We start from the raw sequence: 20673 nt of genomic DNA, 5'->3' as shown, positions 1-20673 counted from the left end.
GTCAATAACTCATTAAAATCACATAAATCATAGTTAAGACATTGCGCTGCTGACTAAAATTACCGTAATATCAACACCAGAGGCGATCGCTTCGGGGATGTTTCCTTGAATGGCTTGTTGTAATAGTCCCTCACGGGAAGCACCCAAGACTACAACATCGAAACCTTCAGTTTTCACCAACTCAATTACTCCAGTGGTGACAGATTCAGCTTGTAAAGATGCAGCAACAACATTGCCTTGTAAATTACGGTGACGCATTAATTGCCGGGTAGATGCTTCTAAAACTGTCATATCAGGTGCTGTTTCCCCAGGTTTAACTACTTGGGTTAAGCGAATTTCTATCTCATTTTTCAAAGTGACTAAAGCTGGTAATAATTTGATGGCTATGGGTGCATTTGGTCCCCCAGCCATAGGGACTAACCATCGTTTAAATTGTTGATATGAATGGCAATTATTGCCTAATTTTACTAAAACAACATCACAATTTGCTTGACGAATTACCGTATCTACAACATTGCCAAAAATCCTGCCGGGGGTAGATGTATTTCCCTTCCAACCCATGAAAATTAGATCTATGTATCGTTCCTTAGTTGTTTCTAAAATTGCTTGGGCAACATCATGGGCGACCCGAATTTGGGTATGAATGGGAATGTGCAGTTTTTTGGCTAAACTTTCGGCTTGTCGGAGTAAGCGGCGACTTTTTGCGGTGTTGACTGGGGTTTCCGCTGGGGAAATGTGACGGGATACTAAGATGATTTGTAAACATTCTATTTCATAATGGCGATCGCGGGCAATAGCGGCAGCCATTTCTAGTAATACGGGGGCGGTTTCCGGGTTAGCAATGGTAACTAATAATCTCCCTCTCCCAATACTAGGCGATCGAGTTTGGTAAACTAAATAAGAAGGTTCTGCTTGGGGACCTGTCACCCCATTTTCGCCATTCAAATGATCTGCTTCAGCACGAATAATATCAGCGCGAGTAATAATCCCAATTAATTTTTTACCATCTACCACAGGTAAACGACTAATTTGATATCTATCTAATAAATAGAGAACATGACTTAATCTATCTGCTGGTGTCACCGTCACCGGCTTAGGTGTCATAATTTCTTTTAAAAGAGTTTCATGGGGCAAAAGATGATTCCGAATCTTCTGTAAATCAGTTTGGGAAACTAAGCCGACTAATTTATTATTTTCTACTACAGGAAAACCGCGATGATGGGAACGAGAAAAAGCCTTAATCACTTCATCTCCCGTCATTTCTGCTTCCAAAGTTTCCACCAAGCACTGCATCACATCCTTAGCAGTTAACTGAGTTAATATCCCTTGGGTCGGACTATTTTTTTGAATAACAACTCCATTTAATTTTAAAAGTTTGTCATAGAGTGAACCAGGAACAACCTTCTCCGCTACCAGATAAGATACCACAGATACCACCATTAAAGGTAAGACTAAATTAAAGTCTGTCGTCATTTCAAAAACAATCACAATTGCAGTAATGGGAACTTTAGAAACCGCGCTAAAAAATCCCCCCATTCCGGCTAATGCGTAGGTAGTCGGTGAACCAAATCCAAATACTTGCAATTCACATACGCCAATAATATGTCCTAAACAAGAACCTAAAATTAAACTGGGTGCAAATAATCCCCCAGGTGCGCCCGAACCAAAAGCAATTAATGTTAAGATAAATTGGGCAATAAAGGCAATTCCCGCTAAAGGAATATTTGGTTCACTGGCAATCATAAACTCCCGCAAACCTGTATTATCCCGAAAAGTTTCTGGTAGCAAAGACATAATTAAACCCGAAGCCAAACCAGCTATTGCTACCCGCAAAGGTAAACTAATATGTAAACGGCGATAAGCTTGAATACTAAAAATTAATCCCTGATTAAATAAAGCTGCTAATAAACCCGCTAAAATTCCTAAAATTAATAAAGTCGGAATTTCTAATAGGGAAAAACTGCTAGAGTGATTAATCAGTTTTAAGTCTAGTTGAAAACTCCCACCACCTAACCAACGGGAAATCACGCCACCAATAAAAGAAGCGATAATTGCCGTTCCTAAAGTTAAACCTGATAAATCTTGTAATAATTCTTCAATAATAAATAAGACCCCGGCTAGAGGCGCATTAAAAGCCGCTGCTAAACCAGCCCCCGCCCCCGCGGCAATCATTTGGCGGCGATGATCTGGAGAAGTGGGAACTAAGCGACTCATTCCCGCAGCTAAACCCGCACCCACTTGGACTGTCGGTCCCTGTCTACCCAAGGTTAATCCTGAACCCAAGGCGATAATTGCTGAGATTAACTTGACAAAAGCTACTCTCCATGATAACTTGATTGGCACATTCGCCAGAGCGGCTTTGACTTGGGGAATCCCACTACCAGAGGCTTCTGGTGCTAATCGTTGGACTAACCAACCGGAAAGAAACCCCAAACTTAGGCCAATAAATGGTAGAGATATCCAGGCTGGGAAAATGTGAGTTGTATGCACTCGCCATGTTCCCAACCACCCTGAACCTTGTTTGAGTAATACCGCAGATAAAGCGGCTACTATCCCAATTATAGAAGCTTCTGCTATGGCTAGTCCCTTTCTAGGTTGCCAAAAGTTCCGAAACTGCTGGGTTAGCATTGTCAGGGAAATCATAAATTTTAAGTTTAAATTTTTAATCTTTAAATTTTAATTTAAAACTAACTCTTTCTTGAGTTTTTTAGATGGGTATCTTATTTAGTAATATTAAATATTTTTACTGAGGAGATTGGATGAGAAAAGACGGTAAAATTATTGAAAATACTCTTGACAAGTTTTTGAGTTTCAGTTATCGTTTAAATATAGTGGAAATCTGTGCGCCCATATATATTAGACTGTCTAAATCAGGATGTCCAGGATTTGAGGATTTTCAGGATGTTGTTGGATGATTTTTGGTAAGGAGTTGGTTTTTTTAGGATGTTTTTGAATGATTGTTTTTGAATAATTTAAACCATTTAAACCATCTATAAATTACCATCCTGTAAATCCTTTAATCCTGGTTATCCTGATTCAGAATATTTTTCTGTAACTCTTAAATGTTAAAACTTACAAGTCTCGACGCGAGAGAAGAGACAACTTCCCCTGTTCGTCCCATCCCCCCAATACCCCTCATACCCCACCCTTCCCAAACGTCTATATCATTGCGTTGTGTTAGATCCCCGACTTCTTGAAGAAGTCGGGGATCTGAGATGTATAATATTAACTATTTTTCCCAGTAATGGATAGTCCTTCTACTATCAGCGATGGTGTATAACAAGAACCATTCCAATCCGCATCTCCACCTAGTTGCACCACTTGTTTTAGGGCTGTGTAGACGTTACCTGCTACCATTGTATCTTTGACTCTGCCAATTATTTGCCCGTTTTTGACCCGATATCCCAAATCAACATTGATGGAAAAATCACCTGATAGTCCGCTACAACTACCTAACATTTGATCGATAATTAAGCCATCATCCATCTTTTTAATCAAGTCTAATAGGGAAAGATCACCAGGTTGAATCAGGAAGTTAAATAATCCAGGAGTGGGATAACTACCTAAGCCAGGGCGAAAACCATTACCAGTGCTACCGCTGTTTAATTGTTGTCCAGTAGTGCGATCGCTATAAAAATTCCGTAAAATCCCATTTTCGATAAATATCAATGACTGGGTAGGTTGACCTTCATCATCAAAGGGACAACTATAGGGACCAGCTTTTGGGTTTTGGTAAAGGGTCAGGGTGGGGGCAATAACTGGTTTACCCAATCTATCTGCCCAGGGGGAAGCTTTTTCCAAGATGTGTTTACCATTCAAAGCTGATTGCACAGTTCCCCACAGCATATCTGCTGCTTTGGAAGTGAACAATACAGGACTACGACCACTGGGACTAGGAATGTTTTCTTTAGCCCAATTTAATCGCTGTAAAATTTGGCTGGCTACTTTCTCTGGGTTGAGTTTATCGCGTTGAGTTTGACCATCAGCAACACTGAGAAAATCATCACCTCTCACCCATTCCGCTGACATATAGCAGCTAAGTGTGGTGTCGGTGTAGTGAGAATCTAAACCTTTGCTGTTGATCAGTCTAGTGTTTTCTATATCGCATTCCCAGTCACTATGGCAAAGAATATCTGGATAGACATCACGAATTAAGGCGATCGCTTCTTTGCCCCAGTTAATCAACATCTCTACGGATACAGATGTGCCTAAATCTGAGTAAGAATCCTCGCCATAAGTCCCTAATTCTACTGTTTCCGGTGGATTTAATTGACTCAGTGCCAAAGATTTCTCCACCATAGCTTGGGGATCAACATCGCCATAAGCCACCGTCAAACCGGGACAACCATTCCGCCATAGCCGTAGGGCTGTACCCTCAGATTGACTGGTTTCTAGTTGTTTGAGACGGTTAGCCTCAAAAAAAACTGGTCGAGAAAGCGATCGTGACTGATATACTTCCGCAGCCTCAGCACCAGATTTGAGGGCAAGTTCTAGCAGTTGTTCCGCCAGTGTATCTTGTAACAAATTTGCAGAACCCATGTCCCTTTATGAATTATGGATTTTGGATATAAATCGCTTAATAGACGTACATCATTATCCCATTAGCGTGTCATCAACAGTTACAAAAAAGGGAACAGGGAACAGGGAACAGGGAACAGATAAGAAACACTCATTTGCACCAGTTTAGAGCTTATCCCTGCTTGTACCCTCATGGCAAATTGATTTCTTGTAACAGCCAAAAGCCCGCAAAATCTTGGGATTGAGAATCGGACTGGACACCAATAAAATGTACGCCATTGGCTTGTTCCTTAGCTACCGCAAAGCCCTGTGCTTCTGCCAAAAGTTCAGGAGTGCGGATATTAGCCACCACCCAACTTTCCGTAGCCCCCGTTTCTAAAATCAACCTGTTGCCTTGCTTGGTGTCAAAGTGCAAATAAGCCATTTCTAAACCAGACATCCAACCCGCTATGGGTAAAGCCCTGGGGGAGAAAATCAAAATTCCTGGAATCCGAGTTTCTGGAGATAATTGCGCCAACTCTAGGGGAAAAGCTTCACCAAAGCCAATTTCCCAATCCGGCATTTCCGCCAAATCACTAGCCTCTAAAGTCACAAAAGCCCATTGTTTTCCTTCCAACGCATCTGGTAATCGCTGGGGCAAGGGTCTATCTAAACGCACCGAAGGATTAACTACCCCCTGATATCCTGGTTCTTGGGGATAAACTTCCTTCATTCGCTGCTGTATCCACTGGTTGAGAACCAACGTCCGCCGACTTGGTACGGCGGGTACTCCCACGTCTTCACAGGATTTGGTGATCATGTTATTCATTTGGCGGCGGAAAAAGCGGATTTTGGTAGGTGCTGTACCAGCTTCTTCTATCGCTTCCTGGATTGCTGTCCGTAGCCAACCCGAATTTACCTGGGTACTTGGGCAATATTTAGCATAGCGAAACAGAGAATCCGTTGGTGTACCAATATCTACAGGACTTTCGCACACCAACATTTCCCACACTTTTTTCTGATTTTCGTCCAAAATCGGACGGGAGTAAAAATCGAGTTCCCAGTACATTTTTCTCTGGCTGCCCATGTTTTAGCGGTAAAAATCTGATGACTTAAATATTTGTGATTTCCTAACTTTACCAATTTACAGGAGCATTGATATTTACTAATTTTGGAGAATAACAATATACGCTTTTACAAAAAATAGATGCAATATAATGTACCAAAAAGGAAGATCCAGTCTCTATCCTTGACAGTAGCGTTGGGCTTGAGCTTGATATATATTACGGCTTATGTGAATTAAATGCTGAAACCCTTGTAATACCGTTGATGATTCTGGAATTATCGTTCTAGAGAACTCTGGAAACCCTGATAGAACCACAATATTTTTAACTCGCATAAGGCGTATATTTGTAAAGAGCGATCGCATTTTTGGATCTAACTGTATATTTGTTATCACCATTTGGTGATTTGGATTTGTTTACTCTAAGAGAAATCCACAAAAAAGATGATCCAATCTTGTGGGATGTGGGATGGGCATCTTGCCCGTCCTTGTATTATTAGCGGGCAAGATGCCCGCACCACAAGAAATTTTAGGATATTTTTTTAATTGGAAGTCTCTAATATGTAAGTGAGCGAGGGGGGAAACCGGAAAAATTAGTTCCCTCCCCAAAGCATCGGGGAGGGTTAGGGTGGGGTAATTTGAGGAATAATGGTGATTCGATAACTTATGTGTACAGAGTAGCCTTTTAGGAGCTATCGTGTACACACAAATTAAAACTGTTCCCAGTTAAGAGTTCCCAGTTAAGAGTTCCCTGCCCTCACAGATAACTTTTCCAGCAAACCCTAAATAGAGTTTGTCAACTCATCAAACTTGGCACGAACCACCTGTATATCTTGCCACATGAGCCATTTAGGCTTTCCTTTTTCCCGTGAAGGATTACGCAACAAGTAAGAGGGATGAAAAATAGGCATACATAAGCGCCCTTCCCACTCCAACCATTGACCACGAATTTTAGTAATCGGACGGTTATCACCAATCACACCCTTCACAGAAGTTGCACCTGTTAATAAGATAATTTTTGGGTCAACCAGGCGAATCTGCTCAAATAAATATGGTTTACAAGCAGCAGCCTCTTCATTAGTCGGTACACGGTTTTCCGGTGGTCTACACTTACAAATATTGGCAATATATATATCTCTTTCTGTACTTAAATTTACTGAAGCTAAGATACTTTCTAGTAATTGTCCTGATCTACCCACAAATGGTAAACCTGTTTCATCCTCATTTTTCCCCGGTGCTTCTCCAATAATCATAATATCGGCTTGGAGATTACCACGCCCAACCACAGCATGAGTACGGTTTTGGGCTAACGCACAACGCTGACAGCCATTGCAATGTTTTGTCAATTCCTCTACATTCTCATAAGTTCCCGGCGGAATGGGAATTTTATTACTTGTAGTAATTAGCTCTCTTTGGTTTAAGCTGGAGTTATCAAATAAACTAAGTTGAGTCTCATGCTGCATGGAATTTAGAATGGTAACTGGAAACTTCAGAATATTAACGCAAATAAGTAGGTTAGCATTGAAAATCGTCGTTATGGCAAGGCAAGAGGCAAGAGTGAAGAGGATTTGGGCGATTTTACTTTTCGTTACATATTTCGGTTTTTTCCGTTCACCTACTTATTACCACCCATCCTATCAATTAATAGACAGAATGAGATTGGGGCTTTGTCTACCTCATCACAAGTATCGCCCTTTTTTCCAGACAGCACACTCTAATTAATCAAGTTTTAAAGCATTAACTGGCACATCATCCCAAGATTTGACTGTTCGTAATTTTGCAATCCAGCCCTCTGCCTTTTGAGAGTTCGTGAGATTAGTCTTAAACGACTCATGACAATCTCTAGCCTGAGATTCATCACAAGAGGCAATACAGGCGTGAATCAGTCCAGAAGGATCAATTTGTTCATTTACCCAAATATTCATAGTTTATGTTTATATTTTGCAAATAGTCGGATTAAAACCGTCATCTTTAATTTTATAATACTTATTAAATTTATGTACAGAAATAAGCAAAATTCAAGCGAGTATTTAATATCACCAGTTCTTCCCAGATTCCTATTCCTAATTCCTTTTTAACCCCCATGAGTGCAGAAATTATTTGCGTTGGTACAGAAATGCTGCTAGGAGATATCCTTAACAGCAATGCCCAATATCTTGCTCAACAATTAGCACAGTTAGGCATTCCTCACTACTATCAAACCGTCGTCGGCGATAATCCAGACCGACTCAAAGAAGTTATAGAAATTGCTGCTTCCAGAGTACAAATTCTCATTTTCACAGGTGGTTTAGGACCCACACCCGATGATCTCACCTGCGAAACTATCGCTGATTTTTTTGGCGTTCCCTTAATAGAACGAGCCGATATTGTCGAAGATATAGCCGAAAAATTTGCCCAACGGGGACGAATAATGTCCGCTAATAATCGCAAACAAGCCTTAATTCCCCAAGGTGCAGAAATTTTACCCAACCCCACAGGAACAGCACCGGGTATTATTTGGCAACCCCGTCCAGGATTAACTATTTTTACTTTCCCTGGTGTTCCCAGCGAAATGTATCGAATGTGGACCGAAACCGCCGTACCTTTTCTGAAAAGTCAAGGTTGGGGAAAGGAAATTATTTATAGTCGCAGTTTAAGATTTTGGGGAATTGGAGAATCTGCTTTAGCCGAAAAAGTAGCCCCCTACTTTAATTTAACTAATCCCACAGTAGCCCCCTATGCAGGCAAGGGAGAGGTCAGACTGCGAATCTCTGCTAAAGCCACAGACGCAACAACCGCAGAAGCTTTAATTGCACCCATTGAAAAACAACTAAGAGAAATCGCTGGCTTAGATTATTATGGCATTGACAATGACACCCTTGCTGCTGTCGTTGGTAATTTCTTAAAGTCTGCGGGAGCAACCCTATCTGTAGCCGAATCTTGCACCGGTGGGGGACTGGGGCAAATGTTAACGGAAATTTCCGGTAGTTCTGATTACTTTTGGGGTGGGGTAATTGCCTACGATAATTCTGTCAAAGTTGGACTATTAGGAGTCAACCCAGAGGATTTAGAGGAATTTGGGGCGGTAAGTGCGACAGTAGCTGAACAAATGGCTATTGGCGTTAAAAATCGGCTCTCAACCACTTGGGGATTAAGTATTACAGGCATTGCTGGACCAACTGGGGGAACCCAAACCAAACCAGTGGGTTTAGTCTATATTGGTTTAGCTGGTCCTGGTAATGAAGTAATCAGTTTTGAACATCGCTTCGGAACAATTCGGGGACGGTCTTTAATTCGTTATGTAAGTGCAAATACAGCCTTAGATCATCTGCGGCGACATCTGCTCACAAGCTAGTGGTCTGTTAACCCGAAAATGACGGGTGAAGGCAAGTAGGGGGGGTTAGGGGGGTAGGAGATGTAGGGGATGTAGGGGGAGTAGGGGATGTAGGGGATGTAGAGGGAGTAGGGGATGTAGGGGGAGTAGGGGAGGGAAGAACAGAGGTTTTTTCCGATCATTTCCTAGTCTCTGACTAGGAATGCAGTTAATGAGGCTCTGCCTCTAATATCATTGAAGTCAGAGCCTTCTAAAACTCATTCCCAGTCAGAGACTGGGAATGAGATGACTTGAGTTCTTTACCACATCTCGTTCCTAGTCTCTGACTAGGAATGCAGTTAATGAGGCTCTGCCTCTAATATCATTGAAGTCAGAGCCTTCTAGCCCACATTCAGCATGAGTAAATATACTCAAAATATTTTTCCCAGCAGGTTATTTTGTCAAAAAAAGAATTTCATAAAACAGCTAAAACCCAATCATAATAACCAGTTCATGCTTTTTGCTATCTAGGTCGGTATTCAATGAATTTAATCTCAAACCAACTAATTTATTGACATTATTCTCAATAAACTTGATTCGAGCTTTAAATATATCGGCGATCGCTCTAATATAGAATTGCGTGTCATTGTCTGAAAGCCTTGTTATCATTGGGTTATGGATAATTCCGAAAATTCAAAAAACACCTGCGGAATGTGGGTTCTAGAACTCATTCCCAGTCAGAGACTGGGAACGAGTTGAACGAGGTTGGGTTAAGCGACAGCGCAACCCAACCTAGCAAAAATGGACAAGGTATTGATTACTTACTTACAGGTTCTAATTGTAGACTTATTACTTTTTGTTCTTGTTCTTGTTGCTGAAATTCTGTCAATTCTGATTCTATTTCTGCCTTGACTTCATGACGGAACTTGAAAAAATGTTCACCTGTACCCAAAGCAATTAAATAATCATATAATAGATGAGGTTTTTGCCGTGCCATTGTTATTAATTGCTGCCAAAAAACAAACCGTGTAGAACGCAAAAATCCCTGTCGCCAACAAATAGACATTAAAAATTGGAACTCTGGTTTTGTTAAATTTCTTTCATATTTAGCCCGCCAACCTTCCATCATCATAAAATGCCGAAAAGTCCGTTTTAGGTAGGGCATGGGTTCATATAAATTCCAAAAAGCATCAACAAACTCCTCGGCAATTTCCGACATTGGCCGAGTGGGAACAAAATTCATTAAGGCTTTTTGAGAACCCACAAATTCACCTAAACCATCCCTTAACCGTCCTTCTTTTTGCAAGCGAGTCCACATGGCTGTATTGGGTAATGCTTGCAATAAGTTAAGATGGGCTTGGGGAATACAAGTTGCTTCTACAAACTCTTGAATCCGTTTACCTGCACCTGGTTTTTCACCATCAAATCCTAAGATAAAACCAGACATAATTTGTAATCCGGCTTTAGTAATTTTATGGCAGGATTCAACTAAGGAATTGCGGGTATTTTGTGGTTTATTAATTCCGACTAAACTATCTACATCAGGGGTTTCAATTCCCATAAACACCTGCACAAAACCAGCTTTTACCATTAGTTCTAGTAATTCGTCATCTTCTGCTAAATTTAAAGAAGCTTCTGTTAATAATGCAAAAGGATAATTACGTTCTTCCATCCAGGGAATTAATGCTCTTAGAAAGACCTTAGCATTGCGTTTATTGCCAATAAAGTTATCATCAACTATAAATACATAACGCCACCAACCCATCTGATACAAAGCATCTAATTCGGCGAGGATTTGTTCTGGGGTTTTTGTCCGGGGTTTGCGACCGAAAAGGGTAATAATATCGCAAAATTCACATTGGAATGGACAACCCCGGGAAAATTGCACCGTCATGGCTATATAAGCATTTAAGTCTAATAAATCAAATCGAGGTAAGGGGGTTGTGGTGACATCGGGTTTTTCTGTAGCGCGAAAAATCCCTTTTTCTTCTCCCTTTTCTAAAGCCTCTACAAACATGGGAATAGTAATTTCCCCTTCATCTAAAATTAAATAATCTGCGCCGGCTTCAAGAACAAATTCTGGTACAGATGTGGCAAATGGTCCACCCACTGCCACTTTTTTACCTAACGCCTTACCTTTTCTAATTAATTCACCAAAATCCTGTTGCTGAATGATCATTGCAGAAATTATGACTATATCGCACCATTCCCAATCTGCATCTGTTTCTAGACGGACATTGCGATCGCTTAATCTGAATTCCCAATCACTCGGTAACATTGCTGCCACCGTGATTAACCCTAATGGGGGATTGGTAGATCGTAACCCAGCTAAATCAATGGTTTCCTGATAAGACCAAAAAGAATTAGGCATTATCGGCCAGATTAATAAAGCTTTCATTAAGTATATTTCCCTGAGTTGTTTTTGATCAAAACCTATTTAATTTGAACTATAAAAGTTAGATGAGTTAGTTTTTATCTCTCTGGAGGTACAGATTCTTTTAGTTTTATATTTAAGAAAAGAAATAGATAAGGTAAAGATAAATTACAGTTCAGCAAACAAAATTTATTTACGTCTCAAATCTGAGATAAAATATTTGGTAAATTTACTTAAAAATGGTTATAATATTATTTTCTTAAATTGATGCGTGTTATTAGCAAAAAAATACTTAGGGACTTTTGGGAAAAGCACTCCCTAGCAGAATCAGGACTTTTACTATGGTATCAACGTATATCTGATTCTCAATTGGAAAAGTTTAATGATGTCAGACAAATTTTTCCATCAGCAGATTTAGTTGGTAACTTTACTGTTTTTAATATCAAAGGTAATCATTATCGTTTGATAACCTATATAGATTATGAGTATCAACTCTTATTTATACGTGCTGTACTCACTCATGCTGAATACGATAAGGAGAATTGGAAAAATGACGAGTGGTTTAAAAATTCCTAGTAACTACTATATAAAACTAATTACCACATTTCCTCCTCGACCAATTACCAATGAAGATGAATTAATTGCTACTCAAAATCAAATTAATTCTATTTTGGATCAAGGAAATATTACACAAGATGATCGAGACTATCTGAAGGTTCTTGCTACTCTTGTTTATGATTATGAACAACAACATGAAATAATACCTACCTTAACAGGTATAGCACTCCTTCAAGCTTTGTTAGAAGAATCTAATCTGCAACCAAAAGATTTAGTTTCTATCTTAGAAAGTGAGTTAATAGTTTTAGATATTCTTAATGGTAAACGCCAATTAACAGAAAAACAAATTCAAGATTTAGCTGTGTTTTTTCAGATTGATCCTACTTATTTAGTTGCATAACTGAGTTTTCCCCTTACCTGGTAACTCCAGAAACTTCTGGCAAAAGTCAGAAAAAGAGGAAAGATGCTCTTAATAACCTCATCACTAATCCCCAATCACTCCCAATGACTACTAAAATGAGTCTTGTAACCGCCCCATTTACAAAGCGGGGAAGAGGAGATAAATAACGGATAATTATGGGTAAACAGCGCGTTTTGTCGGGAGTTCAACCAACTGGTAACTTACACTTAGGTAACTATTTAGGTGCGATTCGCAACTGGGTAGAAATTCAAGACCAGTATGAAAATTTCTTTTGTGTGGTAGATTTACACGCTATCACTGTACCGCATAATCCCGCCACTTTAGCGGCTGATACTTACAAGATTGCTGCTTTATATTTAGCTTGTGGTATTGATTTACAACACTCTCATATCTTTGTTCAGTCCCACGTTTCCGCACACAGTGAACTCACTTGGTTGCTAAATTGCATTACCCCCCTGAACTGGTTGCAAGATATGATTCAGTTTAAGGAAAAAGCTGTTAAACAAGGGGAAAATGTCGGTGTTGGTTTATTAGATTATCCTGTACTCATGGCGGCAGATATTCTCCTTTATCAAGCTGATAAAGTGCCAGTGGGTGAAGACCAAAAGCAACATTTAGAACTAACAAGGGATATTGTTAATAGGTTTAATCACCAATTTGCCAAAAAAGCACCTGTATTAAAATTACCAGATCCTTTGATTAGAAAGGAAGGTGCAAGGGTGATGAGTTTGACAGATGGGACAAGGAAAATGTCAAAATCAGATCCTTCAGAATTGAGCCGAATTAATATTTTAGACTCTCCAGAGGAGATTACTAAGAAGATTAAACGCTGTAAAACTGATTTGGTGAAGGGTTTAACCTTTGATGATTCAGAACGCCCAGAATGCCATAATTTATTGACACTGTATACGCTGCTGGCTGGAAAAACTAAGGAAGAGGTAGCGATTGAATGTGCAGATATGGGTTGGGGACAGTTCAAACCTTTATTGACAGAAACGGCGATTCATGCTTTAAAGCCGATTCAGGACAAATATCAGGAGGTAATGGCGGATAAGGGTTATTTAGAGTCAGTGTTGCGGGATGGTGGGGAGAAAGCCAGAGCGATCGCTAACTCTACTCTAGCAGATGTGAAAGCGGCTTTGGGTTTCACTGTTCCGTTGTAATTTTTTACAGGGTTCAGATCCCCGACTTCTTTGAGAAGTCGGGGATCTGAAAAAGATATCTGAGTGAGTAATATTTGACACTCTCACTGGCTAAAGCCGCTGAGATTCTGCTGACAGATTTAGATTAGGGAGTACCCAAAGTCTAATTCTCGCTGCGTTCGTCAAACAACGCCTACTTAGTTACTCTAAGTCCAGCTTAGGTTTCTAGCTACTTTGATCATTTTGGTGCTTTCAGAGTCCATCACTGGGCCAAGATCCGGTACGCTCCACAACCTGCCATTAATCGCTCTTTCTTGTCAATACTGCCGTTAGGACTTAAACCTAACCGTTGTTTCACGGGAGCCGGGATTTCTCCGATACTAGGATGTTTCAACACGTAGATAGTTATTCTTACTCACAATCTCATTTTAGCATAAAATACCACTGCTGTTAAAACCGCCCGTGTCACTTATAAGTAATTGGACAAAAATATTTACAGTCATTGCGAGCGAAGGGAAGCAATCACAACCCTGGCGATTGCTTCATTTCACTTCGTTCCATATGGCTAACGCCACGCAACGCTTACGCAATGACATTGTGTAATTAATTCTGTCTCACTACTTATCTCAGGGCTAAAACCGCTGAGTTTTACGTTTACCGGATATTTCTATAACTAAGGTTTAGTCTTTAATGTGTAATTCGTTTTACTCTTTAAGAAAACCTCAAGATAAATTTGAACTATGCCGGATACTTATAGCTTTAGTGCTTTTAACAACTTCCGCACAGCCGCCCAAAAGGGTGACTTTTTAATTACCGCCGAAGTTGCACCTCCCAAGGGCGGAGATCCTATCCATACCATCGAAATGGCGGCGACTCTTAAGGGAAGGGTTCATGCTGTCAATATTACTGATGGTAGCCGTGCCGTAATGCGGATGTCTTCCTTGGTAGCCTCGGTGATTTTATTGCAAAATGGCATTGAACCGATTTGTCAGTTTGCTTGCCGCGATCGCAATAGAATTGGATTACAAGCAGATTTAATGGGCGCTCATGCTTTGGGTATCCGCAACATCTTAGCTTTAACTGGCGACCCTGTAAAAGCCGGTGATCATCCTCAAGCAAAAGCCGTTTTTGATTTGGAAGCTGTGCGACTATTGCAGTTAATTAGAAACATGAATCAGGGTTTTGATTTTAATGAAAAACCCCTCACTGATGGTGCATTAGATTTATTTGCAGGTGCAGCAGTAGATCCTCAATCGAAAAGTTGGTCAGGTTTACAAAGTCGGTTTGAAAAGAAGATAGCAGCCGGGGCGCAATTTTTTCAAAGTCAATTAATTACTGATTTTGAAATACTAGAAAAGTTCATGAATAAAATTGCCTGTGGTTACAATAAACCAATTTTGGCAGGAATTTTTCTCTTGAAATCGGCAAAAAATGCCCAGTTTATTAATAAGGCTGTTCCCGGTGTGAATATTCCTGAACACATTATTGAGAGATTAGCAAAAGCGAAACATCCCCTCGAAGAAGGCATGAAAATTGCCGCCGAACAAGTGCAAACTGCGCGGGGATTATGTCAGGGTGTGCATATTATGGCGGTGAAACGGGAAGATTTGATTGCACCAATTTTGGATTTAGCGGGGGTGGAGAAAGTTAATTAGGAAGAAAACAGCTTAAATTATGAATTTAGTAGAGACGTTCCATGGAACGTCTCTACAAGGGTTTTGAGATCACGTATATTTAAATTCAGTCGTTGTCTCTAAATATTGCTAATTTTGCTAAACTAGAACAAACCTCACACCAGCAGGAGGATATATGACTTTTACAACTGATGTCCAGGAAGATTCAGACTTACGCCCTTACCCAGAAACCTCTCTTCCAGATCATACCCAACTACCAGAGTCGGACGGTACTTTTGTGAAAAATTGGCAAGAACATCCACAAAGCATTCTCCTCACGGACTCCATTCAACCAGTATTAAAGAAACTTCATCCTGATGGTCAATATTTTATTGGACAGGATTTGGGTATTTATTGGCGTATTACTGAACCACCGGAAAAAGGTGCAGAAGCACCAGACTGGTTTTATGTTCCCAATGTACCACCTTCTTTAAATGGTAAAACCCGACGCTCCTATGTCCTTTGGCAAGAATTTATTGCTCCATCAATTGTTTTAGAATTTGTTTCGGGGAATGGTGCAGAAGAACGAGATAAAACTCCTTGGAAAGGTAAATTTTGGATTTATGAGCAGGTAATTCGTACTCCTTTTTACGGCATTTATGAAGTAAATAAAGCCAGTATAGAAGTTTATGAATTAATTGGTGGACAATATCAGTTATTAGCAGCAAATGAACGGGGACATTATCCGATTACATCTATGGGTGTTGAGTTGGGTTTATGGCAAAGTGAATATCTGGCTATGGATTTACCTTGGTTGCGGTGGTGGGATTTGCAAGGTAATTTATTATTAACCGGTGAAGAAAGAGCGAATCGTTTGACTGCACAATTACGGGCTTTGGGAGTTGAACCGGAAGCGTAATATTATGTAATATTATTGGGATTTTGGGTTAAAAATGCGATAAGATAAATTTTGGATTTGATGGGGATGGGAGGGGATATGAATAGAATTATTAAGGAGTCAATGCCGTGACAGATTTAAATGATAATGAAGATTTAGATTTAGAAGATAGTGATGATGAAGAATATGAAAAAGTTACTTTTGAATATGATCCTGATAAAATTAATATTGCCACGAGACAACCAACAATTGAACAATTATTAAGACGAATTGGGAAAGAAGCACTTGATTTAGCACCTGATTTTCAGCGTCAGGCAAATATATGGAAGCTAGATGCTCAAAGCCGACTAATTGAGTCTATTCTGATTCGCATTCCCCTACCAGCTTTTTATATAGATGCTACTAATGATGATAAATGGGTAGTTATAGATGGGTTACAAAGATTATATGCTTTGAGTCACTTTGTTAGTGATAAAAGTGAAAAAAAACTCACCCTAAGTGGACTAGAATACCTTACAAATCTTAATGGTAAAACTTATGATGAATTAGAACCAAGATATCAACGACGAATTCTGGAAACTCAGCCCGTAGTTTATTTACTTGAAAAAGGTACTCCTACAGAAGTAAAATATAATATCTTTAAAAGAATTAAAACAGGGGGTGTACCTCTTTCAAACCAAGAACTACGTCATGCACTAAACCCAGGAAAAGCCAATGAATTATTACGAGAACTTGCAAATTCAGATGAATTTACGCAGGTTCTTAATCTTCGTGAAGAAAGAAAAAAGCGTATGGATGATCGAGAATTTATACTTGGTTATCTGGCTTTTATTCTAACATCTTATAAAGATTATAAAGACAATTCCAGAGATTTATTTTTAAGTGAAGCTTTATCTAAAATAAATAATCTCACTAATTCAGAATTAACAAATATTAAGGAAAAATTTAAAAAGTCAATGTTGGCGGCTTATGATATTCTTGGAAAGAATGCTTTTCGCAAGATTTCTCATAAAGATAATAAAACTTTTCCACCTAATAAGCCCCTCTTTGAAGCTTGGTCATTTCATCTTAGCCAACTGAGTGATGAAGATATAGAAAAATTAAAAAAATACAAGCAAAAACTAATTGACAAGTTTATTGAATATACAGACAATGATAAAGAGTTTCTTGCATCCATATCCCAAACTGCTAAAAAAGTAGAGTATAGATTTGAAACTATCGGTAAAATTATTCAGGAAGTATTGTTATGATTAGTTCTCTGCGCTTAATAAATTTCAAGGCTTTTGAAAATCAGTTATTAGAATTCAGGCCTCTAACTCTACTTTCTGGTTTAAACAGTACAGGTAAATCTTCAGTTTTACAATCATTACTACTTCTACGCAAATCTTATTTAAACAAGATATTAGATAGAGGTTTAACGCTTAAAGATATCTTGGTTGATATTGGTACTGCTAAAGATGCTTTTTGTGAAAGAGCAAAAGCTAACTATATTGGGTTTGAAATAGGTTGGGAAAATGGTAGTAAAGGTCTATGGAATTTTGAATATGATATACAAAAAAAAGAAGCAAAAATTATAAAATTAAATAATATAGAATCAATAATATCAATTATATAGGATTACCAGTGGCGATTTTCATCATTGTCTAAAATGTTCAATTATTTTATAAGGTACTTCTTTTTCTTCTACAAGATAACCATGAAACCCACCAACATTATCTGACTGAAATTCATAAAATTTGCCCTGATAATAACCATAGTATTGTCTACCATTGGGAATAGCTTGATCTAGAACTGATTGAGCTTCTTCATCACTTAAATCCATATGAGATCCCCTTCTACCACGATAAATACCTTTACCTTCAGGTGTATGTTTATCACTAGCCACATAACGCGGACGTAATTTTTTAGCATGAATTGAATTAGTTAAATTAAGAATATCTACTTCTTTATAAAGTTTGCCATCCTCACTGCATTTTAAGTGAATATATTCACATATAAAATCTGGTGCATTCTCTAAGCTAATTAAAATCCCTTTTAAATAAACTGATCCTGCTAAAGAACTACCAGAAACATCTTGATGATTAAAATGGCATTCATGGTAAGCTACCTCAGCATCTAATATTTCATCTATATGAAGTCCGTTATTCATTAACTTAATTAACAAAATTCGACTAATTTCTTGATCTTCTCCTTGAGAGGATTTAGATTTTAGGTATAACCAGTCACGAATTGTAAATGCTGGTGATATAGGACGCTCAGAAAAGCTACTGTGAGTAAAAATAGGTTTTTGATTTCTAACAGGTTCTATTTCGCTAAGTATCTCAAATAAAACCTTCATTAAAATATCCGCATCATAATTATCTTTGGATATTATTCATTCCTTATACTCCTTCTCCACAGATAAATATTGCGGCACATTCATCAATTCTTGAAAATCCTGAAAATTCATCAAACCAGATAAATTATCAGTCCTTCCCTGTTCCTTTAAATGACGAAAACAACCACTCATTACCTCAGTTACAGCCATCAATGCAGTCAGAGGGAAAAAGACAATTTTAAACCCCAAATTTTGCAATTCTGCGGGGGAAATAGCGGGAGTTTTCCCACCTTCAACAATATTTGCTACCAATGGCACATTAGGAAAAGCAGCACCTATAATTTCCAACTCTGTCACAGATTGGGGAGCTTCCACAAACAAGACATCTGCACCAGCATTGATGTATGATTGACCACGAGCAATGGCTTCCTCCAACCCCAAAGGCGCACGGGCATCAGTTCGGGCTATAATGACCAAACCGCTATCACCACGTGCTTCCACCGCAGCCCGGATTTTCCCCGCGTGTTCCGTCATCGAAATCACCCGTTTACCTGCAAAATGTCCGCATTTCTTCGGCCATTCTTGGTCTTCTAAAATAATCCCAGCTAAACCCAACTGCACCGCATCTTTTACAGTTCGCATCACATTTAAAGCATTACCGTAACCCGTATCACAATCAGCAATCAAGGGTATATTAATTGACTGAGCTATTCTCCCGACAGTGGATAAATTTTCCGTAGCAGTGAGAAAACCATAGTCAGGTAAACCCAAGGTAGAAGCAGCAATCCCAAAACCACTGGTAGCAGCGACATCAAAACCCGCCTTTTCTACCAATTTTGCACTCAAACAGTCATAAACACCAGGAATAACGATAATTTCAGGACGTGCCAGTAATTCGCGCAGTTTTTGAGCAGCAGACATACAAATAACTCTAAATGGACTATTTTGAGAATACAATAAATACTGTAAAAACGTTTTCGGAAGCTTACGGTATTTCTTCCTTTGCGCCTTTGCGCCTTTGCGAGAGATAAAATTTAAATTAATCACAAATGAGTAAACCAATAGAAGTCCGCAACCCCCGCACAGGTAAATTTGATTATGTCATTGTTCCTCCGCCACCAAAATTACTTTCTCAGCAATGTCACCGTTTGCGAAGAGGACAAATTATCTGGCAAAAATTAGGAATTGAAGGCAGAATTGCCGCTTTAAAAGCATGGAAACAAGCTATATTATCAGACCGAACACAATTAATAGAAGCTTTAGTCAGTGATACTGGAAGATTATCAACATCAGTGACAGAGGTGGATTCATTTATTTCTAGTATTGATAAATGGTGTAATTTAGCTCCACAATTAATACAAGGGACAGCAAAAAATACATCTATTCCTTTTATTGCTTTACAACAAATGGCTGTTCCTTATCCTCTAGTTGGCGTAATTAGTCCTTGGAATTTCCCCCTATTGTTATCTACAATTGATACGATTCCGGCTTTACTAGCGGGTTGTGCCGTAATAGTTAAACCTAGTGAAATTACTCCCCGATTTGTTGCTCCCTTGATGACTACAATCAATACAATTCCTCAATTGCGTGATATCTTAAACTTTGTTGAAGGAGCAGGACAAACAGGAGCAGATTTAATAGAAGATGTAGATTTAATTTGTTTTACAGGTAGTGTAGAAACTGGGCGGTTAGTGGCAGAATCGGCAGCCCAAAAATTTATTCCTGCTTTCTTAGAATTAGGTGGAAAAGACCCAGCTATTGTTTTAGAATCAGCAGATTTAGATTTAGCAACCTCAGCAATTTTATGGGGTTCTGTTGTGAACTCTGGACAGTCCTGTTTATCAATTGAAAGAATTTATGTTGCTGAATCTATCTTTGAAGAATTTTATCATCAATTAGTCACTAAAGCTCATGAATTGAAATTGGCATATCCAACTATTGAAAGCGGTGAAATTGGTCCAATTATTTGTGAAAAACAAGCGGCTATTATTAATGATCATCTGTTAGATGCTGTTGCCAAAGGTGCAGTAATTCACTCTGGTGGTAAAGTAGAAGAATTAGGTGGAGGTTGGTGGTGTCGTCCTACGGTTATGACTGAAGTTGATCATTCTATGAAAGTCATGACTGAAGAAACATTTGGTCCAATTATGCCGATTATGCCTTTTGCTAATATAGAAGCAGCGATAAATTTAGCTAATGATTCTATTTATGGATTAAGTGCTGCTATATTTTCTGAATCAGAAGAGTTAGCATTAGAAATTGGTATGCAAATAGATGTAGGTGCTATTAGTATTAATGATGCAGGTTTAACAGCTATGATGCACGAAGGAGAGAAAAATTCCTTTAAATTTTCTGGTTTGGGAGGTTCACGCATGGGTAAAGCTGCCTTTAAACGCTTTATGCGAAAAAAAGCCTTTTTGATTAAAACTAACTTTGATAAAGACCCTTGGTGGTTTAATAATGAAGAGTAGGGATATAGAAACTGGGTAAGTAAGTGA

Annotated in this window: 19 protein-coding genes; 9 read left to right on the top strand and 10 right to left on the bottom strand. The window is 38.9% G+C overall.

Features of this window, described 5'->3' with window-relative positions; all coding sequences use genetic code 11:
• Nucleotides 1–33 precede the first annotated feature (33 nt).
• The 6 genes from HEQ36_RS03835 to HEQ36_RS03810 form a co-directional block, all read right to left on the bottom strand.
• Nucleotides 34–2643 carry a chloride channel protein gene (locus tag HEQ36_RS03835; protein ID WP_168635124.1) on the bottom strand — a complete coding sequence of 870 codons (2610 nt, stop codon included), beginning with the start codon at nt 2641–2643 and terminating at the stop codon, nt 34–36.
• 582 nt (nt 2644–3225) lie between these two features.
• Nucleotides 3226–4539, bottom strand: coding sequence for a TldD/PmbA family protein (locus HEQ36_RS03830; RefSeq protein WP_053538128.1), 1314 nt, complete (start codon nt 4537–4539; stop codon nt 3226–3228).
• Between the two features lie 169 nt (nt 4540–4708).
• On the bottom strand, nt 4709–5584 hold the full coding sequence (locus HEQ36_RS03825; RefSeq protein WP_053538129.1) for a Tab2/Atab2 family RNA-binding protein: 876 nt from the start codon (nt 5582–5584) through the stop codon (nt 4709–4711).
• 156 nt (nt 5585–5740) lie between these two features.
• The gene (locus tag HEQ36_RS03820; RefSeq protein ID WP_168635125.1) at nt 5741–5959 is read right to left on the bottom strand and encodes a hypothetical protein; all 219 of its coding nucleotides are present in this window, start codon (nt 5957–5959) and stop codon (nt 5741–5743) included.
• Nucleotides 5960–6342: 383 nt separating this feature from the next.
• Entirely contained in the window at nt 6343–7023 is a 681-nt protein-coding gene (locus tag HEQ36_RS03815; RefSeq protein WP_053538130.1) for a uracil-DNA glycosylase, read from the bottom strand.
• Between the two features lie 255 nt (nt 7024–7278).
• The gene (locus HEQ36_RS03810; protein WP_053538132.1) at nt 7279–7485 is read right to left on the bottom strand and encodes a hypothetical protein; all 207 of its coding nucleotides are present in this window, start codon (nt 7483–7485) and stop codon (nt 7279–7281) included.
• Between the two features lie 158 nt (nt 7486–7643).
• Between HEQ36_RS03810 and HEQ36_RS03805 the strand changes: the two genes are divergently transcribed.
• Nucleotides 7644–8894 carry a competence/damage-inducible protein A gene (locus tag HEQ36_RS03805; protein WP_053538133.1) on the top strand — a complete coding sequence of 417 codons (1251 nt, stop codon included), beginning with the start codon at nt 7644–7646 and terminating at the stop codon, nt 8892–8894.
• Nucleotides 8895–9338: 444 nt separating this feature from the next.
• Here HEQ36_RS03805 and HEQ36_RS03800 read toward each other — a convergent pair whose 3' ends face one another.
• Together HEQ36_RS03800 and HEQ36_RS03795 are read right to left on the bottom strand one after the other, a co-directional pair.
• A complete protein-coding gene (locus HEQ36_RS03800; protein ID WP_039201592.1) occupies nt 9339–9521 on the bottom strand; it encodes a hypothetical protein in 183 nt (60 codons plus the stop codon).
• A 148-nt stretch (nt 9522–9669) separates the two neighbouring features.
• Nucleotides 9670–11250, bottom strand: coding sequence for a B12-binding domain-containing radical SAM protein (locus HEQ36_RS03795; RefSeq protein WP_053538134.1), 1581 nt, complete (start codon nt 11248–11250; stop codon nt 9670–9672).
• A gap of 243 nt (nt 11251–11493) precedes the next feature.
• On the opposite strand from HEQ36_RS03795, the gene HEQ36_RS03790 reads away from it, so the two are divergent.
• The 7 genes from HEQ36_RS03790 to HEQ36_RS03760 all read left to right on the top strand — a co-directional run bounded on the left by HEQ36_RS03790 (nt 11494) and on the right by HEQ36_RS03760 (nt 17473).
• Nucleotides 11494–11802: a type II toxin-antitoxin system HigB family toxin gene (locus HEQ36_RS03790; RefSeq protein ID WP_053538135.1), complete on the top strand. Its 309-nt coding sequence runs from the start codon at nt 11494–11496 to the stop codon at nt 11800–11802.
• On the top strand, nt 11777–12184 hold the full coding sequence (locus HEQ36_RS03785; protein WP_053538136.1) for a type II toxin-antitoxin system HigA family antitoxin: 408 nt from the start codon (nt 11777–11779) through the stop codon (nt 12182–12184). Before HEQ36_RS03790 ends, HEQ36_RS03785 begins: the two co-directional genes overlap by 26 nt.
• A 176-nt stretch (nt 12185–12360) precedes the next feature.
• Nucleotides 12361–13368, top strand: a complete 1008-nt coding sequence (gene trpS / locus HEQ36_RS03780) for a tryptophan--tRNA ligase (RefSeq protein WP_053538137.1) — start codon at nt 12361–12363, stop codon at nt 13366–13368.
• A gap of 719 nt (nt 13369–14087) precedes the next feature.
• The gene (locus tag HEQ36_RS03775; RefSeq protein WP_168635126.1) at nt 14088–15002 is read left to right on the top strand and encodes a methylenetetrahydrofolate reductase; all 915 of its coding nucleotides are present in this window, start codon (nt 14088–14090) and stop codon (nt 15000–15002) included.
• A 154-nt stretch (nt 15003–15156) separates the two neighbouring features.
• The gene (locus tag HEQ36_RS03770; RefSeq protein ID WP_039203791.1) at nt 15157–15879 is read left to right on the top strand and encodes a Uma2 family endonuclease; all 723 of its coding nucleotides are present in this window, start codon (nt 15157–15159) and stop codon (nt 15877–15879) included.
• A 107-nt stretch (nt 15880–15986) separates the two neighbouring features.
• Nucleotides 15987–17108, top strand: coding sequence for a DUF262 domain-containing protein (locus HEQ36_RS03765; RefSeq protein ID WP_053538140.1), 1122 nt, complete (start codon nt 15987–15989; stop codon nt 17106–17108).
• Nucleotides 17105–17473: an AAA family ATPase gene (locus tag HEQ36_RS03760; protein ID WP_168635127.1), complete on the top strand. Its 369-nt coding sequence runs from the start codon at nt 17105–17107 to the stop codon at nt 17471–17473. Before HEQ36_RS03765 ends, HEQ36_RS03760 begins: the two co-directional genes overlap by 4 nt.
• Nucleotides 17474–17494: 21 nt before the next feature.
• Here the strand turns inward: HEQ36_RS03760 and HEQ36_RS03755 are convergent, their stop codons facing one another.
• Nucleotides 17495–18196 carry a hypothetical protein gene (locus HEQ36_RS03755; protein WP_053538142.1) on the bottom strand — a complete coding sequence of 234 codons (702 nt, stop codon included), beginning with the start codon at nt 18194–18196 and terminating at the stop codon, nt 17495–17497.
• 36 nt (nt 18197–18232) lie between these two features.
• Nucleotides 18233–19096 (bottom strand): oxaloacetate decarboxylase, encoded by an 864-nt coding sequence (locus tag HEQ36_RS03750; protein WP_053538143.1) that lies wholly within the window; start codon nt 19094–19096, stop codon nt 18233–18235.
• 128 nt (nt 19097–19224) lie between these two features.
• On the opposite strand from HEQ36_RS03750, the gene HEQ36_RS03745 reads away from it, so the two are divergent.
• Complete coding sequence (locus HEQ36_RS03745) at nt 19225–20646, top strand: aldehyde dehydrogenase family protein (protein ID WP_168635128.1); 1422 nt, start codon at nt 19225–19227, stop codon at nt 20644–20646.
• The last annotated feature ends 27 nt before the right edge of the window (nt 20647–20673 follow it).

This window comes from Anabaena sp. 54 (genome assembly GCF_017355725.1).
GTDB lineage: Bacteria > Cyanobacteriota > Cyanobacteriia > Cyanobacteriales > Nostocaceae > Dolichospermum > Dolichospermum heterosporum.
Note: the sequence above shows the minus strand (reverse complement) of the source record. Positions and strands in the feature narration are given on the sequence as shown.